General features: G+C 45.1%; 17 protein-coding genes. 8 read left to right on the top strand and 9 right to left on the bottom strand.

The features are described from left to right. Nucleotides 1-110: 110 nt before the first annotated feature. On the bottom strand, nt 111-2,576 hold the full coding sequence (gene plsB, locus L4D74_RS23405; protein WP_428754825.1) for a glycerol-3-phosphate 1-O-acyltransferase PlsB: 2,466 nt from the start codon (nt 2,574-2,576) through the stop codon (nt 111-113). Nucleotides 2,577-2,859: 283 nt separating this feature from the next. On the opposite strand from plsB, the gene lexA reads away from it, so the two are divergent. The 5 genes from lexA to hemN all read left to right on the top strand — a co-directional run bounded on the left by lexA (nt 2,860) and on the right by hemN (nt 6,899). Continuing rightward, on the top strand, nt 2,860-3,483 hold the full coding sequence (gene lexA / locus L4D74_RS23400) for a transcriptional repressor LexA (protein ID WP_428754824.1): 624 nt from the start codon (nt 2,860-2,862) through the stop codon (nt 3,481-3,483). A gap of 147 nt (nt 3,484-3,630) precedes the next feature. Beyond that, nucleotides 3,631-4,269 (top strand): class I SAM-dependent methyltransferase, encoded by a 639-nt coding sequence (locus tag L4D74_RS23395; protein ID WP_428754823.1) that lies wholly within the window; start codon nt 3,631-3,633, stop codon nt 4,267-4,269. After that, complete coding sequence (yihI, locus tag L4D74_RS23390; protein ID WP_428754822.1) at nt 4,269-4,829, top strand: Der GTPase-activating protein YihI; 561 nt, start codon at nt 4,269-4,271, stop codon at nt 4,827-4,829. The genes L4D74_RS23395 and yihI overlap by 1 nt, the downstream gene beginning before the upstream one ends. 15 nt (nt 4,830-4,844) lie before the next feature. Further along, nucleotides 4,845-5,339 (top strand): DUF2489 domain-containing protein, encoded by a 495-nt coding sequence (locus L4D74_RS23385; protein WP_428754821.1) that lies wholly within the window; start codon nt 4,845-4,847, stop codon nt 5,337-5,339. A 168-nt stretch (nt 5,340-5,507) separates the two neighbouring features. After that, entirely contained in the window at nt 5,508-6,899 is a 1,392-nt protein-coding gene (gene hemN / locus L4D74_RS23380; protein WP_428754820.1) for an oxygen-independent coproporphyrinogen III oxidase, read from the top strand. 52 nt (nt 6,900-6,951) lie between these two features. Here hemN and L4D74_RS23375 read toward each other — a convergent pair whose 3' ends face one another. The 5 genes from L4D74_RS23375 to glnA all read right to left on the bottom strand — a co-directional run bounded on the left by L4D74_RS23375 (nt 6,952) and on the right by glnA (nt 14,373). Beyond that, complete coding sequence (locus tag L4D74_RS23375) at nt 6,952-9,486, bottom strand: bifunctional diguanylate cyclase/phosphodiesterase (protein WP_428754819.1); 2,535 nt, start codon at nt 9,484-9,486, stop codon at nt 6,952-6,954. Between the two features lie 169 nt (nt 9,487-9,655). Then, nucleotides 9,656-11,059, bottom strand: a complete 1,404-nt coding sequence (gene glnG, locus L4D74_RS23370) for a nitrogen regulation protein NR(I) (protein WP_428754818.1) — start codon at nt 11,057-11,059, stop codon at nt 9,656-9,658. A gap of 35 nt (nt 11,060-11,094) precedes the next feature. After that, a complete protein-coding gene (glnL, locus tag L4D74_RS23365; RefSeq protein WP_428754817.1) occupies nt 11,095-12,144 on the bottom strand; it encodes a nitrogen regulation protein NR(II) in 1,050 nt (349 codons plus the stop codon). Nucleotides 12,145-12,278: 134 nt separating this feature from the next. Next, nucleotides 12,279-12,815, bottom strand: a complete 537-nt coding sequence (locus L4D74_RS23360; RefSeq protein WP_428754816.1) for a DUF4124 domain-containing protein — start codon at nt 12,813-12,815, stop codon at nt 12,279-12,281. A 148-nt stretch (nt 12,816-12,963) separates the two neighbouring features. After that, a complete protein-coding gene (gene glnA / locus L4D74_RS23355; RefSeq protein ID WP_428754815.1) occupies nt 12,964-14,373 on the bottom strand; it encodes a glutamate--ammonia ligase in 1,410 nt (469 codons plus the stop codon). A 496-nt stretch (nt 14,374-14,869) separates the two neighbouring features. Between glnA and typA the strand changes: the two genes are divergently transcribed. Further along, nucleotides 14,870-16,702: a translational GTPase TypA gene (typA, locus tag L4D74_RS23350; RefSeq protein ID WP_265676984.1), complete on the top strand. Its 1,833-nt coding sequence runs from the start codon at nt 14,870-14,872 to the stop codon at nt 16,700-16,702. A gap of 96 nt (nt 16,703-16,798) precedes the next feature. Here the strand turns inward: typA and pssA are convergent, their stop codons facing one another. Together pssA and L4D74_RS23340 are read right to left on the bottom strand one after the other, a co-directional pair. Further along, a complete protein-coding gene (gene pssA, locus L4D74_RS23345) occupies nt 16,799-18,139 on the bottom strand; it encodes a CDP-diacylglycerol--serine O-phosphatidyltransferase (protein ID WP_428754814.1) in 1,341 nt (446 codons plus the stop codon). Nucleotides 18,140-18,230: 91 nt separating this feature from the next. Continuing rightward, complete coding sequence (locus L4D74_RS23340; protein WP_428754813.1) at nt 18,231-18,662, bottom strand: GNAT family N-acetyltransferase; 432 nt, start codon at nt 18,660-18,662, stop codon at nt 18,231-18,233. A gap of 59 nt (nt 18,663-18,721) precedes the next feature. On the opposite strand from L4D74_RS23340, the gene murB reads away from it, so the two are divergent. Beyond that, nucleotides 18,722-19,753 (top strand): UDP-N-acetylmuramate dehydrogenase, encoded by a 1,032-nt coding sequence (gene murB / locus L4D74_RS23335; RefSeq protein ID WP_428754812.1) that lies wholly within the window; start codon nt 18,722-18,724, stop codon nt 19,751-19,753. Continuing rightward, nucleotides 19,753-20,712 (top strand): bifunctional biotin--[acetyl-CoA-carboxylase] ligase/biotin operon repressor BirA, encoded by a 960-nt coding sequence (gene birA, locus L4D74_RS23330; RefSeq protein WP_428754811.1) that lies wholly within the window; start codon nt 19,753-19,755, stop codon nt 20,710-20,712. Before murB ends, birA begins: the two co-directional genes overlap by 1 nt. Here the strand turns inward: birA and L4D74_RS23325 are convergent. Beyond that, a partial coding sequence (locus tag L4D74_RS23325; RefSeq protein ID WP_428754810.1) for a hypothetical protein occupies nt 20,675-20,875 on the bottom strand: 201 nt, incomplete at its 5' end. The genes birA and L4D74_RS23325 overlap by 38 nt on opposite strands.

Genomic DNA, 20,875 nt, shown 5'->3' with positions numbered 1-20,875 from the left:
CAAAGAGTGAGGCATTGCTCTTGCCAAAAATGTGAAAAAAAGCGCCTAATTAGGCGCTTTTTTCGTTTTCACGGCTTATTGCTGTGAATAGAGAGCGAGTCCGTGAAGAATTACGATACGGCCGGGCTGTCATCGTGAGATTCAACAGCTGGCTCATCTGATTGGTGGACGCTTTCTTGAATGGTGAGTTTTACTTCCGGGTAAAGCAGGGTATAAAGCAAGCGAGCCAATGTGTCGGTTTTAGCTGTGTCACAGTTGCCTTCTACATCAATGTATTGCTGCTCTTTTAAGGTACTGAACAGCGAGGCAAATACACCTTTATCAAAAAACTCAGGGGCATTGATACCGTGCAAGCGACCCAAACGCTGGGCGATATCTTGGGTTTTCTGTTCCAATTCTTGCTTATCGAGTTCTGGGTAAGTCGCCAATAAATTGAGTGCAATGGTATAGCGCTGTAGGGTTTCTGAAATCGTACGGCCCAATAGCATTAACATTTGGGTATTGGACTGATTCATGGACACCACACCGTCTTCAATAAACAGCAATCTCTGACGGACTAATTCATCGACAATGCGATCGGTTAACTCAGCCAGTTCTTTAGGGTCAACACTCAAAAATAGCTCTTTTTGTAAGAATGGGTAGAGCTTCGCTACGTTGCACTTAATCGTTTCAAGCGGCATGGAGTGCTCACTTACTAGCATCTGTGCAATCAATGAAGGCAAGGCGAATAAGTGAATAATATTGTTGCGATAGTAGGTCATCAGAATCGATTGATGACGATCGAGAGAGATAATGTCACCCAGCGTATCGGACTCCACGACAAACTTATCTAAAGATTCCGCATGGGCAACCAAAGACTCGGCGGAACCCGTTGGTACAGTAGAGGTATCAGAGTAGGGAATGTTTTTAAGTAGCGCTAAGTAACAATCGATCTGATTGATGAGACTATCACGAGTCAATGCACGTTGACGCGAAGCAAGCAACGCGGTGGCACATAACGTTAATGCGTTTGTCGCAGCAGCATCGTTAATGTGTGTCATCATTTTGGTTGCTAGGTTATTCACAACTGGGTTCAGCCATTGCGGTTTGTTAACACCCATAGGGTCAATATCTTGCGACCAATTTGGCGCATGGTCATTGAGATACTGATTGAGCGGGATCGGCTCACCAAAGTTGACGTAGCCTTGGCCGAAGTTACGCAACTTGCGGATGGTTTTTAGGATTTGTCCAGCGTTCTCTTTTTCTTTACGCTTACCCCTAAGCTCCTTGGCATAGGTGCTTACCTCCATGACGTGCTCATAACCAATATAAACGGGAACCAGCGTCACAGGGCGATTGAGACCTCTTAGCATCGCTTGGATGGTCATCGCGAGCATGCCAGTCTTCGCTTGTAATAATCGGCCAGTACGTGAGCGACCGCCTTCACTGAAAAACTCCACCGAATAGCCTTTGGCAAACAGCTCAGCCAGATACTCTCTAAAAATGGTTGAGTACAGTTTGTTGCCTTTAAAGCTACGTCGAATGAAGAAGCCACCGCCACGTCTAAAAATAGGACCTGCGGGGAAAAAGTTTAAATTAACGCCAGCGGCAATGTGCGGTGGCACCATACCTTCACGATACAAGATGTAAGACAGCAATAAGTAGTCCATGTGGCTACGATGGCAGGGAACATAAACAATTTCATGCCCATCTTGCGCTAAGCGTCGTACTTTAGCGGCATTGCTGACGTTGATACCTTGGTACAACTTGCTCCAAAGCCAAGTCATGACCACATCGCCAATTTTGACCAGTCGATAGGAAAAGTCAGCGGCAATTTCGTCCATGATCTGCTGCGCTTCCTTACGAACTTTTTCGATAGGAATATCATTGCTTTGAGCATGATCTTGAATCGCTTGTTCAATAACCTGGGAATTCAATAGGCGTTGAAATAGCACTTGTCGATTAGGCAAGTTAGGTCCAGATGCCGCCAGCTTTTGTCGAGAAAAGTGAATTCTCGCAACGCGAGCGAGCTTATGAGCGATCGACTCATCCGTGCCGTGAACATCTGCCATATAACGTAATGAGACCACAGGGCTAAATCTCACCATGCAATCACGACCAGACATGAATAACGCCTTCGCTTTTTGTGGGCCGTTCATTGCCTGTAAGTAAGGCTTAGTATCGGACTCTTTACCCGGTTTACGACCCCAAAGAACCGTGGTAGGGATAATCTGCACATCAAGTTTTGCGTCTTTTTCATGCTCTTTTAGCAAGTCAGAAAATAGCGCAATTGAGTCACTCGGTACGTCATCGTCACGAGTAAATAAAGTGGGTCTTGAGGCAATGAATACAAAACGATTTCGTTCTTCACCATTGAGCACGATTGGCTCGAGTGGATCGGGTAACCCTAGTGCGATCGCTTGCTTTTGCAAGGTGAGAAGATCGACATTCGAATTAAACGGCAACGCATAGACCACAGGTTTAGTGATATCAATGTGAAGATCTTCGATAGGGTTAGATGGAATCGCCGTTCCTTTTACCAATACTGACATTGGCAACTTTAGAAAAGAACGGAAAAGTGAGTGTCCTGAAGACATAGGGTTCACAGCCTCAATTTGTTCGGAAAAAACGATGCCGAGGTGGAGCGTCGCAACAGCGCGTATGCATACCTTAATCCTAGACATCAATTTTGGAGCCGTGCAAGGATAACAGAAACTGGTCTTACCTTTTAATGAAAATAAAGCGAAACATAGAATCCTTATGCTTGATGCGGCTGTCGAGGAATTCAGCGACTATTTGCTAAAAAACAACCGATTATCTTTGCAATTACCAACGTACTGGATATACTCACAGTTAACTGTATAAACAGACAGGTGATGCATGAAGCCGCTAACAGCACGACAACAGCAAGTATTTGATCTAATAAAAAAGAAAATAGACGATGTAGGTATGCCGCCCACTCGTGCCGAAATCGCGAAAGAGCTGGGCTTTCGTTCAGCGAATGCAGCAGAAGAGCACCTGAAAGCCCTAGCGCGTAAAAAAGCCATTGAGATTATTCCTGGCGCGTCGCGCGGTATTCGTATTCTTCTTGAGCAGGCTGCGGCTAATGAAGATGAAGGGTTACCTTTAATTGGTCAAGTAGCGGCTGGTGAGCCTATTTTGGCGCAAGAGCACGTAGAAGCTCATTATCAAGTTGACCCAAGCATGTTTAAGCCAGCGGCGGATTTTTTATTGCGCGTTAATGGCGAAAGTATGAAAGACATCGGCATTATGGACGGCGATTTGTTAGCTGTTCATAAAACGCAGGATGTTCGAGATGGGCAAGTGGTCGTTGCTCGCGTTGATGATGACGTAACGGTAAAACGTCTAGAACGCAAAGGCTCAACAGTATTGCTGCATGCGGAGAATGAAGCATTCTCGCCAATTGAAGTGGATTTAACCGCCCAGCACCTTGCAATTGAAGGTATTGCTGTTGGAATTATTCGTAACACCGATTGGATGTAATCGAAGCGATGAGGGGGACTGAGTCCCCTTTTACTCACTTCTCGGGGCTTTTTTCAACAAAATTGTAGAAAAAACACTCGATCACTCTCCCCTCTACGCTCACTTTCTGGTATGTTTCGCACCCTTGAATCGTTCAGGAGATAATGAGTGCAAACTTGCCCACTTTGTGCTGCTGAAAATGCATCACATTATCACAGCGATAAAAAACGAGATTACTTGCAGTGTCCTCGTTGTCAGCTGGTCTTTGTACCTGCTGAGCAGCGACTTGATGCTCGAGCGGAAAAAGCCGTTTATGATCTGCATAATAATGATCCGAGCGATGCAGGTTATCGACGTTTTCTGTCTCGCCTAGAGTCACCGTTATCAGAACGATTACCACAAGGTTCAATGGGTTTAGATTTCGGTTGTGGACCGGGTCCAACACTTTCTGTGATGTTTGAAGAGAAAGGGTTTCCCATGTCACTGTATGACCTGTATTACTATCCAGAGTCAAAAGCGCTAGAATCAAAGTATGACTTTGTTACAGCGACCGAAGTGATTGAGCACTTGTATCAGCCAAATGAGATTTGGCAACAATGGTTAGCGCTCATTAAGCCAGGTGGATACCTGGGGTTAATGACAAAGATGGTTATTGATGTAGATGCGTTTTCAACGTGGCACTACAAAAGTGATCAGACACATGTCGTATTTTTTAGTCGCGCCACTTTCTTGTTTTTAGCCAAGAGAGACGGACTGGAAATCGAATTTATTGGTAATGATGTAATTTTATTGAGGAAGCTTACGTAATGAGTCGTAAGAAGAAATCGAGAAAGCCTGGAGCGGCGCCTGAGCCCGTTGCAGTCACACGTAATCGCACGCAAGCAGATGTGGATGGTCGTCTACAAAAGCGCCTGAAAAAGCGTAAAGGTCAGAAAGCGGGTAGCCGTCATTCAGATGGAGGCGAAAGCCAACGTTCTGGAACTTCGGTTAAACGAGATCCTCGCTTAGGAAGCAAAAAGAAGATTCCTTTAATTGTTGCGGATGCGAAAAAACCATCGAAGCAAGAGCGTAAGCTATCGGCTGAGAAAGAGTTAGAGCTACTGGAAAATGATGCGCAACTGAACGTGTTGTTGGATCGCATTGAAAGTGGTGAAAATCTTGGCGCAGGACTACAAAAATACGTTGATGAAAAACTAGACCGTATGGAAGTCTTAATGAATCGACTCGGTCTTGTTCTGCCTGAAGAAGACGAAGATGATTTTGATGCACCAGTGGATGCACCGGTAGCGAAGAAAAAAACGCCGGCAAGTGATGATGAATTATTGTCACAATTTGAAGGCATCAACATGGATCAGTTCAAGGATTAAGGAAGGGAAGCGTAGATGAATACCGTTACTCTGTTAGCAATTGTTGGTGTGCTTATTGTCACTGGTTTAGCTGGCTATGCGGGCTATTTGCTACTGCAACTCAAAAAGCAAAAGGAGTTGCTAAAGCAACACCAAGAACTGGCCATTAAAAAGCGTAATGCGAATATTTTTGAAAGTGTCGAGACGATTTGTCTTGCGACCATTCAAGGTCAATGTGAGCTTTCAGAAGCCGCGATTAGGCTTTATAACATTATGGATTATGTGCAGGGTGATAAGCGGGTTGATTTTGACGCGCTCTATCCTGCTACGTCAGAGTTATTTCATATCGTGAAAGCTATGCCACGCGGCGAAGCCAGACAGACGATGGAAAAGCAAGAGCGCATGCGCGATAACCTTGCTCGGCAGAAAGCCGAAGCTCGACTCAATGATGTTATTATTGAAGAGCTAAAAGCACTGCAGAGCAGTGTTCGCCCCCTTAATGATCAAATCAACATTAAGCTTGTCAGTTAGAGGTCTATCCTCTTTTTGACGAACAAGTGATCGCGCTAGCATTTTTGCGTACTGCTTGTGTAAAAGTCACTGTCCGAGCGTTATCCGTCACAATCCTATGGCAAAATAGCGCTCATCTGACTCCTCAAAGAGGAGCTTAAAGCAACACTGTTTATTGGAAGTATTACCATGTCTCAAAGTCACTCAGAAACGAAGCAGCAGATTGTATGGGATCAAGCGATTCTCGATAAATACAATTATTCTGGGCCACGCTACACCTCATACCCTACAGCGGTAGAGTTTCACGAAGCGTACACTATTTCTGACTACGACATGGCGTGTACCCAGTACCCAGAACGTCCGCTCTCTTTGTATGTGCACATCCCATTTTGCCATAAGCTTTGCTATTACTGTGGCTGTAATAAAGTGATTACTCGACACGCCCATAAAGCGGACGAGTATTTGGATGTCATTGAACATGAAATTCGTCAGCGTGCTACGTTATTACAAGGCCGAAAAGTGACACAATTGCACTTCGGTGGTGGCACTCCAACATTTTTAACAAAAAGCCAGATCAGTCGACTAATGACTATTCTGCGAAGCGAGTTTGTGTTTGAAGACGGCGCTGAAATTAGTATTGAAGTCGACCCACGTGAAATAGAACTGGATATGTTGGATCACCTTCGTCAAGAAGGGTTTAACCGACTCAGTATCGGCGTGCAAGATTTTAATAAAGAAGTACAAGTCTTAGTTAACCGAGAGCAAGACGAGGCGTTTATTTTCGCTATGGTTAAGCGGGCAAAAGAGCTAGGCTTCCGCTCAACCAACCTCGATTTAATTTATGGTTTACCTAAGCAAACCAAAAGTTCTTTTGCTGACACCTTGGAGCAAGTACTGTCACTTCGTCCAGGACGTCTATCGGTCTTTAACTATGCACATATGCCTAATTTATTTGCCGCTCAGCGAAAAATTAAAGATGAAGACTTACCAATAGCCGAAGAGAAAATGGCGATTTTACAAGATACGATTGGTACCTTGACCGATGCCGGTTATCAGTTTATCGGTATGGATCATTTCGCGTTGCCAGAAGATGAACTTGCTGTCGCGCAACGCAATGGAGAATTGCACCGCAACTTCCAAGGCTATACCACGCAAGGTGAATGCGATCTTGTTGGTTTTGGTGTGTCGGCTATTTCAATGATTGGTAACAGCTACGCGCAAAATCAAAAAGAGCTGAAAAAATACTATGCGCAAGTCAATGAACTTCGTCATGCACTCTGGAAAGGCGTAGTGTTGGATAACGATGACTTAATTCGCCGTGAAGTCATTAAGCAGCTTATCTGTAACTTTAAGTTGGATGTCGCCTCGATTGAGCAAGGTTTCGGGGTCAAATTTACCCAGTACTTTGCTGAAGATATGACATTGCTACAGACGTTTATTGATGATGAACTGGTTACGGTCGGTGAGTCGTCGATAGAAGTGACGCTGAGAGGTCGCTTGTTGATTCGTAATATTTGTATGTGCTTCGACAAATACCTACGCCAACGCGCTCGTCAACAACAGTTTTCACGTGTGATTTAACGCCCCACTTATTTGACGACCTTGTGTGAGAATCAGCGCAAGGTCGACCTTTCTATGCGCTGGCTTTTAATTGCGGCCACTCTTCAAGTGGTTTCGGGGTACTAAATAGATAACCTTGCGCATAGTGACAACCCAATCGCTTGGCCAAGTCGGCTTGGAGCGGAGTTTCTACCCCTTCTGCAACAATACTGAATCCAAAACTCCTCGATAGCTTAGTGATGGCGGAAACCACGCTCTCGTCTGCATTATCTTTGGTCAGCTGTTCAATAAAGGCTTTGTCAATTTTGAGGCTATCAAACGGTAGTTTATGTAAGTAGGCAAGGGATGAGTATCCCGTGCCAAAATCATCGATCGCAATACTGATACCAAGGGATTTTAAACGTGTCATGTTCTCGATGATAATTGGATCGTTGTCGGCAATTCTCGATTCAGTCAACTCCACAACGATTTGCCTTGCCGGAAGCGCCGTTTTTGTCAGTGCCGCTTGGAGGAAGTCAACGTAGTGGTGTGATCGCAGTTCACACACAGAGACATTCAGGTGCAACTGGAAATCAGCCGCGAGCTGATGAGTCCGTATCGCCCGTGAAATCGTTCGCATGCTCTGGGTCACCATTTGTTGGCCTATTGCCTCAATGAGACCTGAAGATTCGGCTAACGGAATGAAGTCTAGCGGTGAAATGGGCTCGCCATGTTCGTCTTTTAATCTCAATAACGCTTCCGCGCCGATGGTTTTTCCAGTTTGTAAGTCGACAATCGGTTGAAAGTAGACGTTGAATCGCTGGTGCTCAACGGCATAATGCAACGCCGCTAACAGACGAGCTTTATTTTTAGAGCTTTCGGCCATATCGGGTGTGTAGACGCAGGTTCGGTGGTTATCTTCTTTTGCTTGGCTTAAGGCAATACTTGCATTGCGTAAGTTTAAATCGGCATCACTATTGTGATCCGTGAGTGTTGCGCCTACCGACATATGAAGCGATAGCGACTCCCCGGAAATAATAAAGGGCGCAGTAAATATCTGCCTGATCCTATAAAGGTAATCAAGTAACTCACGCTCATTAAGGTAAGGGAGATAAATGGCAAATTCATCACCAACAGTGCGAGCCAGCACACCATTTTCTACGATAACCCATGCTCTTAGTCTTTCGGCAACGATCGTGAGTAATATATCCGCCTCTTGGTGCCCTAAGCTGTCGTTAATGTCTCTGAACTGGTTAATGTTGATGAGCAGCATGGCGCCTGAGCGTTCATTCAGTTGTTTGTCACACACTTCGATAAACCCAGAACGGCTATACAGCTTTGTTAGTGGGTCTCGGGTAAGTTGCTCGCGTAATGCTCGAAATGAGCTCTCCAAATGTGTTCGCATCGAGGAGAAGTTATTGATGAGTTGGTCGACCTCTCTGATTCGTGTGGACTTGGGGAGTGGATAATCCCAGCGACCATTTGCAATCTGTTGAGAAGCTCGCGCAGTTTCGGTAATCGGTATCGTGAGTTGGTTTAGCGTAAAGACACCAATAACGAGACCAAAAGCGCCGAGTAACAGGCCAACCGCTAAGGTTTTCTGGCTCAAGAGCGGAATATCACCCATTAAATCAGACGCTGAGATAGTGACTACGACATACCAGCTTAGGTTAGTCTCGGTTTGATAATGGCTGACCATGACAAATTGAGTGCTGTTATTGTGCTCAAAAGAAAGCAGTTTCGGCGTGACAAGGTCAGTATTGAGTGTGGTATTACTCAGAAATTGTAAAGTTGGGTGAAGGCTGTTGTCTGCGGAAACGCGATGACCTTGGCTGTTTAAAATGGTTTGATTTTTAGAGTGAGCAATGAGGTCTCGGTTGGCATCAATGACAAAGACGTTGGCTTTATGTGTACGCCTAATACTTTCTAAAAAGTGATTAAAGGTGCTGATTTGGATATCAACGGCGGCAACTCCAACAAACTCACGCTGGTTTTCATAAGCGTAGTAGACGGGAGATAAAGCGGAGATAGTGATTTCCTTTTGCTCATCAGCATTAGTATAAACTTGAGACCATTCAGGAGTGCGACGGTTTTTCATTGGCATGTACCAAGGACGCGTTCTTGGGTCATAAGGCTCGATGCTGTCTTGGATAGTATGCTGGCGCGAAGATCCTGAATAAATATTCAGTTTGTTTTCCGTAACGGCATCCTTGGCCATGAGGGTAAAGTGCTCACCCTCATGGTGTTGTTGAGAGGCTCTAATGCCAACAAATTCACCCTGTTCACCTCCAAAGCCGATCAGGTCAACCTGAGGGACATCCTGATATAACAATTGGAAGGTTGATAATAGATAGTCTTCCATTGCCGTTGTATCGTTAGGGTTATATAAATCATGATATTCAATGGCGTGAGCGATAGCGCTAACCGCGTCCATTGGACGGTCTAAATAGATATCTAAGCTACTGACGACATTGTTGGTTAAACTGGACAGTTGTTTACGACTGACTTCATTCGCAATGTCGTTATAACGCTCACTCTGTAGCCACAGTATTGCGCTAATCGATCCTAAAAAAACCACAATAAAGGGCAATATTAAGGCTTGTTTTAGAGACATGTTAGCAAAAGTCATAAACGGTGCATCATTCTATATGGTCATAAGATCGCCCGATTAAAGCGTTTAACTGGGGCTTTTATTGAGAAGGTTATTATTAATATATCGGCATATCGCAGCGAATATTTAGGTAACTTTGTCACAAATTACCTAAATATCGTACCGGGTGTGTTTGAGTATAGGCAGGTTAGTAGAGCTCTTTAAGTTTTCGCGTCAGTGTATTCCTACCCCAACCTAGTACCTTGGCAGCATCTTGTTTATGGCCATTGGTATGATTAAGCGCTGCTTCAAGTAGGATTCGTTCAAACTGCGGCAGTGACTTATTGAGAATTTCAGACTCACCAGACTCTAAAGCCCCTTTCGCCCAATGCGAAAGCAGCTGTTGCCAGTCACCACCTTCGGTAGAGGTAAACTTTCTTGGTTCATCAAGTAACTCGGGGGGGAGATCACTTGGCAAGATTTCACTGCCACTTGCCATCACCGTTAGCCAGCGGCAAGTATTCTCAAGCTGCCTGACATTACCCGGCCATTCGAGTTTATTGAGAATATCGACTGTGTCGGTACTTAATGATTTGCACTCTACTGCCAGTTCTTCCGCGGCGAGTGATAAAAAGTGGTAAGTGAGTTTTTCTATGTCTTGCTTGCGCTCACGCAGTGCGGGAATGTGTATTCGTATGACGTTAAGGCGATGGTATAAGTCTTCACGAAATTCGCCGTTAGTGACAAGCTTTTCAAGATGCTGGTGGGTGGCGGCGACAATACGGACATCAACTTTAACCGCTGAGTGACCACCCACTCGATAGAACTGTCCATCGGCGAGAACTCGCAGTAAGCGAGTTTGGATATCAAGCGGCATATCACCGATTTCATCTAAAAATAGGGTGCCACCATTCGCTTGCTCAAAACGCCCTTGGCGTACGCTGTTTGCGCCAGTAAACGCCCCTTTCTCATGGCCAAATAATTCGGACTCAATGAGATCTTTAGGTATCGCTGCCATGTTGAGGGCGATGAAAGGCTTGCTTGCGCGTGGGCTGTGACGATGTAGGGCGTGAGCGACCAATTCTTTACCCGTGCCTGATTCACCATTAATAAGCACAGAGATGGAGGAGCGCGATAGTCGACCAATAGCGCGAAACACTTCTTGCATTGCCGGTGCTTCACCGATGATTTCAGGGGCTTCTGTTGCCACGATCTCGTCAGCGCTAAGCGAGCTTTTTTGTTCCTGACTGTGAGCGATTGCTCGCTCGACAAGCGTCAGTGTTTCATCAATATCAAATGGCTTTGGTAAATACTCGAATGCGCCTTTTTGGTAAGCATTAACGGCGGCGTCTAAGTCAGAGTGTGCAGTCATGATAATGACTGGCAGATCAGGCGCTCTTTTTTGTACCTGATTTAACAGTTCGATGCCATCCATCCCTGGCATGCGAATGTCAGACACCAAAACGTCGGGTACTTCTCTTTCCAGCGCCATCAGCACACTTTCTGCGTCTGCGAAGGTTTCGCATTTTATATTTGCTGACGATAGGGTTTTGTCGATCACCCATCGTATTGAGCTGTCGTCATCGACGACCCATACATATCCTTTACTCATAGCCAAACGTCCTTACAGCAAGCCTAATCATCATGCTAGATAGGCAAATAAATGGTAAAAATGGTACGACCGGGCCAACTTTCTACGTCTATTTTTCCATTGTGTTGGTCGATCAAGTTTTGTGAAATTGAGAGCCCGAGTCCGGTACCGCCTTCGCGTCCGCTGACCATGGGATAAAATAAGGTATCTTGTAAATCGGCAGGAATACCGGGTCCGTTATCGATGATTTCAATACGGGCTGCCAGCTTGTGTCTTTGGCCGTGGATATTGGCCTGATGAACCGTGCGGGTGCGTAATGTGATTTTTGCATTGTCTTGTTGCGCGAGGATCTGTGCGGCATTACTGGTAATGTTTAATAGTGCCTGTTCAATTTGATCAGTATCCATGAGAATCGTTGGTAGGCTTGGATCATAATCCCGTTCAATGCAGAGCTGAGATCCGGCTTCTAATTCGACCAGTTGGCGCACTTTCTCTAAAATCAGGTGTAAGTTTTCTTCTTTTTTTGTTCCAGGCTTTTGTGGTCCTAGCAGGCGATCCACTAAGGCTCTGAGTCTATCGGCTTGCTCAATAATAATGCTGGTGTATTCATTGAGGTTCGGGTCAGGCAACATTTTAGATAAAAGTTGCGCGGCTCCGCGTAACCCACCGAGAGGATTTTTTATCTCATGCGCCAAACCTCGCACCAATAATTTGGCGGCTTGTTGCTGAGCGTGCTGATTGAGCTCTTGAGTGAGACGCTTTTGTTGACCAATCTTGCGCATTTCAATCAATAGCATTAGCTCTTTATTCCAAGACATTGGACTCACGGTCACTTCCAGAAGCAAAGGTTTCCCATCGACCACAAAGGTGACATCACTGTCGGTAATACTTTGCCCGCTTTGTAGCGGCTGGGTGAGAAGAGCTAAATCTAGAGAAGCGTGTTGAATAAACTGCGACAGGTGTGAATCCACCAAGCGTTTAGAGCTTTGAGCAAAAAGTTGCTCCGCGGCGGGATTAGCGTAGCGAACCGTTAGGGACTCATCCAACATGAGTGTCGCCGTTACGACATTATTTAATATGGCACTAGTCAGTTCGTTATTTGGCACTCGCTTCCCTTACTCTGCTCGTTATTTGTGCATTGCACATGTTTGAATTCCACTAAGCACCAAAATGGTGCAATCGTTCATTCAAGTATGGCGCAATTTGTCAGCGAGTAAAAGCGAGAACGCCGTCGGTATTGCTATTGCACCGTCGTGCGATGTAAATGCACAGTGATAGTATCTGATGATGCAATAACCTTGCCGCTTTGTTGAACCTGAATCATTAGCGTATGTGTGCCGCGGTCGACATATTTTAATGACCAGTAAGGGTTAGTTTTTGGCGCGCCGTAAGGCTTGCCGTCGAGCAATAGTTGCAGTTTATCGCCGATAGCCAGTGAGCGGCTAATATCACCGGTGACTTCAATAAAGCCCGGATTGCTGCGAATGGTTGAGTCATGTGCAGGAGAAGTGATACGGACACTGAGAGGCTGAGGTTTAGCGTTTTTATTACTGTCTCCAGCAATAGGGCGGTATTCTCGGTCTTTTACGCCCTCGACGTGAGTGACTTCAGGAGGCGGTGGCGTCATATCGGGCATGTTGACCCGTTGGGCATTTGGGTGATCAGCGGTATCGCTAAAGTGCAGGACGCCTTGTTTATCTGTCCAGACAAACACATCAATACTGCTGCTCGCGTGCGAGAAAAAACTGATCAGTAATACGACCCAAAGGCTCTTCATATGATGATTTCCTACATGGTTTGCGGGGATAGTGGGATTCATTTCATAGGGTAGCGTTACTTAGTCTTTGGCTGGATAAAAAAAAGCTCGCCTGCGAGGCGAGCTTTATTATTGATTGCAAGACTGCAACGTACAGTCTGAATTCGAATTATACAGAGTAGTAAAGTTCGAACTCTAATGGGTGCGTTGTCATGTTGATTAGCTCAACATCTTTTGATTTCAGGTCGATGTAAGAATCGATGAAGTCATCAGAGAACACGCCGCCAGCTGTCAAGAATTCACGGTCTGCATCTAGCGCTTTCAGTGCAATCTCTAGAGATTCAGCAACCGTTGGGATTTCTGCTGCTTCTTCTGCTGGTAGGTCGTATAGATCTTTATCCATCGCTTCGCCTGGGTGGATCTTGTTCTTGATACCGTCAAGGCCAGCCATCAGCATTGCTGAGTAGCATAGGTATGGGTTTGCTGCTGGGTCACCAAAGCGAAGCTCGATACGACGTGCTTTCGGGCTTGGTACCACAGGGATACGGATAGAAGCAGAACGGTTACGTGCAGAGTAAGCAAGCATAACTGGTGCTTCGAAGCCTGGTACAAGACGCTTGTACGAGTTCGTTGATGGGTTAGCAAATGCGTTGATAGCACGAGCGTGCTTGATGATGCCGCCGATGTAGTAGATAGCCATCTCAGATAGGCCGCCGTACTTGTCACCAGCAAATAAGTTAACACCGTCTTTAGCAAGAGATTGGTGAACGTGCATACCAGAGCCGTTATCGCCAACAAGTGGTTTAGGCATGAAGGTTGCTGTTTTACCAAATGCATGAGCAACGTTATGAACAACGTACTTATAGATTTGAGTTTCATCAGCTTTCGCTGTTAGCGTGTTGAAGCGAGTTGCGATTTCGTTTTGACCCGCTGTTGCTACTTCATGGTGGTGAGCTTCAACAACAAGGCCCATCTCTTCCATGACTAGACACATTGCTGAACGGATATCTTGAGACGAATCAACAGGAGCAACTGGGAAGTAACCACCTTTCACGCCTGGACGGTGACCTTTGTTACCACCTTCGAAATCAGAACCTGTGTTCCAAGCTGCTTCGATGTCATCAATCTTGAAGAAAGAACCTGACATGTCAGTGTTGAATTTCACGTCATCGAAAAGGAAGAATTCTGGCTCAGGACCAACAAGAACAGTATCTGCAATACCTGTTGCGCGTAGGTATTCTTCAGAACGTTTTGCGATAGAGCGTGGGTCACGGTCGTAGCCTTGCATTGTTGCAGGCTCAAGGATGTCACAACGGATGTTCAACGTTGAATCTTCTGTGAATGGGTCAAGAACTGCGCTTGCTGCGTCAGGCATCATGACCATGTCTGATTCGTTGATACCCTTCCAACCAGCAACAGATGAACCATCGAACATTTTACCTTCTTCAAAGAAGTCAGCGTCGATTTGGTGTGCAGGAATAGAGATGTGTTGCTCTTTACCTTTAGTATCAGTAAAGCGTAGGTCAACGAATTTCACTTCGTTTTCTTGGATCAGCGATAGAACATTTTCTACGGACATCTTGGATAACCTCCAGTGTTATTAATACGGTTTAATAGCTTCGATTTGGGTAATCGGCATTGATTAACGTCTGCTTAATGAAGTGCGTTAATCGATGCTGATTTCTATAAAGCTAAAACCGTGCCAAAAAATAAATCCTTTATTTTTCATTGGTTTGATTCTTTTGTGTGTCAGTTTGGCCTTCTCTGTGCACCAAAATGATCATTGTGCGCACTATATTGGTGCAAATTTATTTTCTTGCACCAAGTTGAATCAATCGCCCATACATTCAGCATGGCTTTTGAATCGATGTCAACCCTAATCAAGCGCTTAGCGCTGACAATGCTGAGGAAGTGGGGCACAATTTCGCCAAGAAAAATGCTGAATTAGAAAAATTTCAACGAAGTTGATCACATATTTTTTGGGTCTAGCCTATTATCTGGTATATTATTGAGCGTTTTTGAAATCCAGCTAGCAGCAATCAAGCGGCAGCCTCTAATGAGTGAAAGAAAAACCCATGTCTACTCCACAGATTGATAAGTTAAGAAACATCGCGATCATCGCGCACGTTGACCACGGTAAAACTACCCTAGTTGATAAATTGCTACAGCAATCCGGTACTCTGGAATCTCGTGGTGAAGCAGAAGAACGCGTGATGGATTCGAACGATATCGAAAAAGAACGTGGTATTACCATTCTTGCTAAAAATACAGCGATCAACTGGAACGATTACCGTATTAATATCGTTGATACTCCTGGACACGCGGACTTCGGTGGTGAAGTTGAGCGTATTATGTCTATGGTTGACTCTGTATTGCTGATCGTTGACGCTGTTGACGGCCCAATGCCTCAAACGCGTTTCGTGACGCAAAAAGCTTTCGCTCACGGCCTTAAGCCAATTGTTGTTATCAACAAAATTGACCGCCCTGGCGCACGCCCTGATTGGGTTATGGACCAAATCTTTGATTTGTTCGACAACCTAGGCGCGACAGATGAGCAACTAGACTTCACTACAGTATACGCATCAGCACTTAATGGCTGGGCGACGATGGAAGAAGGCGTAACTGGCGAAAACATGGAACCATTGTTCCAAGCGGTTGTTGACACAGTAGATGCACCAGCTGTTGACCTAGATGGCCCACTTCAAATGCAAGTGTCTCAACTAGACTACAGCTCATATGTTGGTGTTATCGGCGTATGTCGTGTAACTCGTGGTAGCGTTAAGCCAAACCAACAAGTGTCTATCATCAATGCTGAAGGCAAGAAACGTAACGGTAAAGTCGGTACAGTTCTTGGTTACCTAGGTCTTGATCGCCATGAAGTTGATCAAGCAAATGCGGGTGATATTATTGCTATCACAGGTCTAGGCGAGCTAAAAATCTCAGACACTATCTGTGATGTGAACAATGTTGAAGCGATGACGCCACTGTCTGTTGATGAACCAACAGTAACAATGACATTCCAAGTAAACACTTCTCCGTTCGCGGGTAAAGAAGGTAAGTTCGTAACGTCACGTAACATTCTTGAGCGTCTAGAGAAAGAATTGGTACACAACGTTGCACTACGCGTTGAAGAAACAGATAACCCAGATCGTTTCCGTGTTTCAGGTCGTGGTGAACTTCACCTTTCTATCCTGATCGAAAACATGCGTCGTGAAGGCTTCGAGCTAGCAGTATCTCGTCCAGAAGTTATCATCAAGAAAGATGAAGACGGCAACCTAACAGAACCATTTGAAACGGTAACGATTGATGTTCTAGAAGAGCACCAAGGCGGTATCATGGAAAATATCGGTCTACGTAAAGGTGAGCTGACAGATATGGCTCCAGATGGTAAAGGCCGTGTACGTATGGACTTTATGATGCCTTCTCGTGGTCTTATCGGTTTCCAAACTGAATTCCTAACACTGACATCAGGCTCAGGTCTTCTTTATCACTCATTTGATCACTACGGTCCACACAAAGGTGGCGTAATCGGTCAACGTAACAACGGCGTACTTATCTCTAACGCAACAGGTAAAGCACTGACTTATGCATTGTTTAACCTACAAGAGCGTGGCCGTTTGTTTGCTGAGCACGCAGATGAAGTATACGAAGGTCAGATCATCGGTATTCACAACCGTTCAAACGACCTAACAGTAAACTGTCTGAAAGGTAAGCAACTAACTAACGTTCGTGCTTCTGGTACGGATGAAGCACAGGTTCTTTCGCCACCGATCAAGCACACACTAGAGCAAGCTCTAGAGTTTATCGATGAAGATGAACTAGTAGAAGTAACGCCAGTTAGCATTCGTATTCGTAAGAAGCTTCTTACTGAAAACGAACGTAAACGTGCGGCTCGTCCAGCTAAGTAATTAGCCTCGATATCGCGATAAAAAAAGCCCTGCATTAGCAGGGCTTTTTAATGTCTGGTCATAATAGAGTTAGGTGACATTGCTGTCACCCAGCTCTTATAGTATTTGTTTCAACACCTTATCTGCGCTGACACGAGTAATTTTCTTAATCAGCTTTTGCACTGGCTCTGGATAATTTTCAATTTTTTCCAGTTGCTTGTAGGTACAAATCAGCTGAGTATGTTGAAGAATATTCGCGACTTCTTTGTCGAACTTCTCCGTTAAGTGGGAATAATGGTCTTGTATTAAGATAGCGTTCTCAAGATCCAACTTCCAAGCGCGAGGGTTAAGGTTATTTCCTGTAATGAGCATATAGCGCTTGTCTACCCATAGGCCTTTAAGGTGGAAACTGTTGTCATCGTGTTTCCATAAATTGATGCTCAGATTTCGACTGGCGATGTGCGCTTCATTCGCCTTGGCAAAACGGCGCAGGTTCATTTCATACAGGTAAGGCAGTCCGCCGATGGTTTTAAAGTCTTCTTCTGGTGAGATATAAAAATCATTTGCTGTCTTATCACCCACGACAATGGTCACTTTCACACCGCGCTTAAGCGCTCGCTTAATCTCTTTCGCGACGGGTTTTGGAAAATTAAAGTAAGGTGTACAAATGAAAATTTCATCTTTCGCCAACGCGAGTAACTGCGTGATTCGATGATTTAGCTTATTACGTCGCTTACCAATGCCCACAAGTGGTGTCACAGATACTTGATGTTCATCAGCCGTTTCATTATCGAAGTGGTATTGCGCCTGTGATAGTGACGCTCGTAACTGACGGATCTCAGCTTTAATGTCTTTTACGGTAGGCTTTGCTGATAAAGAAAGGTCATTAACCGCTGGGTTACTGATCATTTCATTTTTTACAAACTCGACCATAGCGTTAGCAAGTTTAGCATTACCTAAAACATGGTAACGGTCAAAACGATAGCGATCTTGGTAATTTAAATAGATATTATTGAGGCTAGCACCGCTATAAATAACTTTATCATCAATAACGAAACCTTTGAGGTGTAGTACACCGAAGACTTCACGACCGCGAACCGGAATGCCGTAAATAGGAATGCCATGCGTGTTCTTTTGACGAAACTCGCGATACATAGTGGCATTACCATCCGATTGAGCCGCGCCAATGAGTCCACGTTGCGCTCGATGCCAGTCAACACAGACCGCAATATCCAATTCAGGATTGTTCTGCTTTGCTTGATACAGCTCGGACATTATTTCGCGTCCAGCATCATCATCTTCAAGATAAAGTGCGACTAGGTAGATTCTTGATTGTGCCTCACGTATCGCTTGAATAAGATATTCACGATAGTCATTGGCTGAATACAAGACATCAAATTGGTTTGGATCTTGAGCCAAAGAGGGAAGCTGTTCAAACGAGTTCCTAAGAGCCATCATGTGGGAGACTTTACCTTTCTTAAATGCAAAATTGCTAACCTAGAATTTTACCAAATTCTTATAGCGAATGGATAGTAAACCGTTGATAAGTTTAATTCGGATCAACGTATTGCATGGCAACCAGTGACTTTCCGCCTTGAATATAGCGTAAAAACAGCTGTTTTAGTGAGTTAGGGAGCGCATCTTTATCAATTGTCTGAAACCCGTGCTGGCAATAAAACGTTTCAAGATGTTCCAACGCAAAGCAAAAATCTTGTTCCGCGAGCTCCTGTTGCACCAGATGCTGCATTAATTTATGTCCCACACCTCGCTGACGATAGTCAGGTATTACTAGCATTCCCGTCATTAAACGACAGTTCTCAATGCGACGAAATCGCACAAGTGCGCACAACTGACTGCCGACTTGAGCGGTGATAATACGCTCATCGGATTTAGGTTTCGCTGCTGGATAGTGCGACTTATAGATTTTCTTTGCCAGCGGTAGCTTTATGGGGGCCAAAAGACCAAAATTTAACGTATCCATAGCCAATGCTTGCTCTGAAGGGATAGAATAGAGGAAGTGTAATCCATCAATGAATGCCCATGCAAACAGAACATAACGCTCAGTTAAGCCCGTTTCACACCTTTGCTATTTCGCAGACTTGTCAGCAATTGGTCACCGTGACCTCTGTCGACGATTTAGTGCAAGCCTATCAAGCACCCGCATGGGCACACCTTCCTAAACTCATGTTGGGCAAAGGGAGTAATGTCCTATTTACTGAGCATTTTGATGGGGTGGTATTGGTCAATCAGCTCATGGGTATTAGCCACTCCAGTAGCGAGCACCATCATCGTTTGCATATCGCCGGTGGTGAAGATTGGCCAAAGCTGGTGGCTTGGTGTGTGGAGCAAGGTTATGCCGGATTAGAGAACTTAGCGTTAATTCCTGGATGTGCAGGCAGTGCGCCAATCCAAAATATTGGTGCTTATGGACTTGAATTTAAAGATGTTTGTGAGTATGTCGATTATCTTTGCTTAGACAGTTTTAAAGTGAAGCGTTTACAGAAAAGTGACTGTGAATTTGGTTACCGAGATTCCATTTTCAAAAAGGCGTTGCACAATAAAGCGATCGTTGTGGCGGTTGGTCTAAAGTTGGAAAAGCGTTGGCAACCAAACTTGTCATATGGGCCGTTGCAGCGCCTTGACCCTAAGACCTGCACCCCGCGTGAGGTGTTTGATATTGTGGTGCAAGTTCGCCAAGACAAATTACCGGATCCATCAAAAGTCGGCAACGCTGGTAGCTTCTTCAAAAACCCTGTTGTTTGCGTTGAAAAGTATCAACATATTAAACAGCAGCACCCAGATCTTGTGGCTTATCCTTTTGAGGGGCAGATGAAGTTGGCAGCAGGGTGGTTGATTGATCAGTGTGGCTTAAAAGGCTGTAGCGTAGGAGGGGCAATGGTCCATCCAAATCAGGCTCTAGTGTTGGTGAATGCTAAGTGCGCAACTGCTCAAGACGTCACGTCGTTAGCAGCCATGGTTCGACAGCGAGTGATCGATAAATTTTCGGTTGAGTTAGAGCATGAAGTTCGCTTTATGGGTCGAACACATGAAATCACTCTCAAGGATTTGTGATGAAAGAGCATCAGGTAAAGCTTGCGATTCTACAACAATTGTCTGAAGGAGGGTTCCACTCAGGTGAAACCCTTGGTGAGTCACTTGGTGTTTCTCGAGCGGCAATTAGCAAACATATTCAGGGTATTCAGCAGTGGGGCGTGGATATTTTTCGCCTACAAGGCAAGGGCTACCAACTGGCTCAACCGATGGAGTTATTGAACGAAGCGCGATTAAGACAGACCTTAACCAGCCCCTTTGAGCTTATCCCAATAATTGACTCAACCAACCAGTATTTGCTGGATAAACAGCAAGCGTTGTCGTCCGGGCAAGTTTGTATCTCTGAGTATCAAGCGAAAGGGCGTGGTCGTCGTGGGCGAGAGTGGGTGTCTCCTTTTGGGGCCAATCTTTATTTATCGATGTATTGGCGACTCGAAGCGGGCATAGCTGCGGCGATGGGGCTGAGTCTTGTCGTTGGTGTCGCCATTGTCGAAGCGCTAGAAAGCCTAGGGATCGAGGGTGTTAAGCTAAAATGGCCAAATGATCTCTACCATAACGATCGCAAACTGGCTGGAATCTTAGTTGAAATGTCAGGTCAGGCTGGGGGGGCGGCGAATCTAGTTATTGGCATGGGCATGAACCTAAGAATGAGTCATCAAACAGAAGGGATCGGCCAGCCTTGGACGTCACTTAGCGATGTCGTGTCAACGCCGTTTAGTCGCAACGACCTCGTAGTCGCGTTTGTTAAAGCATGGCAGCAAGCATTAGAAGACTATGAGTTGAAAGGAATGCAAGGCTTTGTCGAGCGTTGGAATCGGCATGACAACTTCATGGGCAGAGAGGTTAAACTCATCATGGGGAGCAGAGAAATTAAAGGTAAGGTACGAGGAATCGACCCTACCGGTGCGGTGTTATTGGAAACCGCTAATGGTATCGAACCTTTTATTGGTGGTGAAATCTCACTAAGACAAGCAGAGTAAGCTTCTTTGTGGTTCGTTTGTCGAGCAGGGCTTGACGTTGATTCAGCCCTGCCAATAATGCTAGAACCATAGAACCATAGAACCATAGAACCATAGAACCATAGAACCATAGAACCATAGAACCATAGAACCATAGAACCATAGAACCATAGAACCATAGAAC

It is taken from the genome of Vibrio cionasavignyae (genome assembly GCF_050337155.1).
Classification (GTDB): domain Bacteria; phylum Pseudomonadota; class Gammaproteobacteria; order Enterobacterales; family Vibrionaceae; genus Vibrio; species Vibrio nomapromontoriensis.
Note: the sequence above shows the minus strand (reverse complement) of the source record. Positions and strands in the feature narration are given on the sequence as shown.

What these genes read in the sequence shown, in the direction of transcription:
- plsB (WP_428754825.1), bottom strand. Translation starts at nt 2,576, where the DNA reads ATGTCTTCAGGACACTCACTTTTCCGTTCTTTTCTAAAGTTGCCAATG.
- lexA (WP_428754824.1), top strand. Translation starts at nt 2,860, where the DNA reads ATGAAGCCGCTAACAGCACGACAACAGCAAGTATTTGATCTAATAAAA.
- yihI (WP_428754822.1), top strand. Translation starts at nt 4,269, where the DNA reads ATGAGTCGTAAGAAGAAATCGAGAAAGCCTGGAGCGGCGCCTGAGCCC.
- L4D74_RS23385 (WP_428754821.1), top strand. Translation starts at nt 4,845, where the DNA reads ATGAATACCGTTACTCTGTTAGCAATTGTTGGTGTGCTTATTGTCACT.
- hemN (WP_428754820.1), top strand. Translation starts at nt 5,508, where the DNA reads ATGTCTCAAAGTCACTCAGAAACGAAGCAGCAGATTGTATGGGATCAA.
- L4D74_RS23375 (WP_428754819.1), bottom strand. Translation starts at nt 9,486, where the DNA reads ATGACTTTTGCTAACATGTCTCTAAAACAAGCCTTAATATTGCCCTTT.
- glnG (WP_428754818.1), bottom strand. Translation starts at nt 11,059, where the DNA reads ATGAGTAAAGGATATGTATGGGTCGTCGATGACGACAGCTCAATACGA.
- L4D74_RS23360 (WP_428754816.1), bottom strand. Translation starts at nt 12,815, where the DNA reads ATGAAGAGCCTTTGGGTCGTATTACTGATCAGTTTTTTCTCGCACGCG.
- glnA (WP_428754815.1), bottom strand. Translation starts at nt 14,373, where the DNA reads ATGTCCGTAGAAAATGTTCTATCGCTGATCCAAGAAAACGAAGTGAAA.
- typA (WP_265676984.1), top strand. Translation starts at nt 14,870, where the DNA reads ATGTCTACTCCACAGATTGATAAGTTAAGAAACATCGCGATCATCGCG.
- pssA (WP_428754814.1), bottom strand. Translation starts at nt 18,139, where the DNA reads ATGATGGCTCTTAGGAACTCGTTTGAACAGCTTCCCTCTTTGGCTCAA.
- L4D74_RS23340 (WP_428754813.1), bottom strand. Translation starts at nt 18,662, where the DNA reads ATGGATACGTTAAATTTTGGTCTTTTGGCCCCCATAAAGCTACCGCTG.
- murB (WP_428754812.1), top strand. Translation starts at nt 18,722, where the DNA reads ATGCAAACAGAACATAACGCTCAGTTAAGCCCGTTTCACACCTTTGCT.
- birA (WP_428754811.1), top strand. Translation starts at nt 19,753, where the DNA reads ATGAAAGAGCATCAGGTAAAGCTTGCGATTCTACAACAATTGTCTGAA.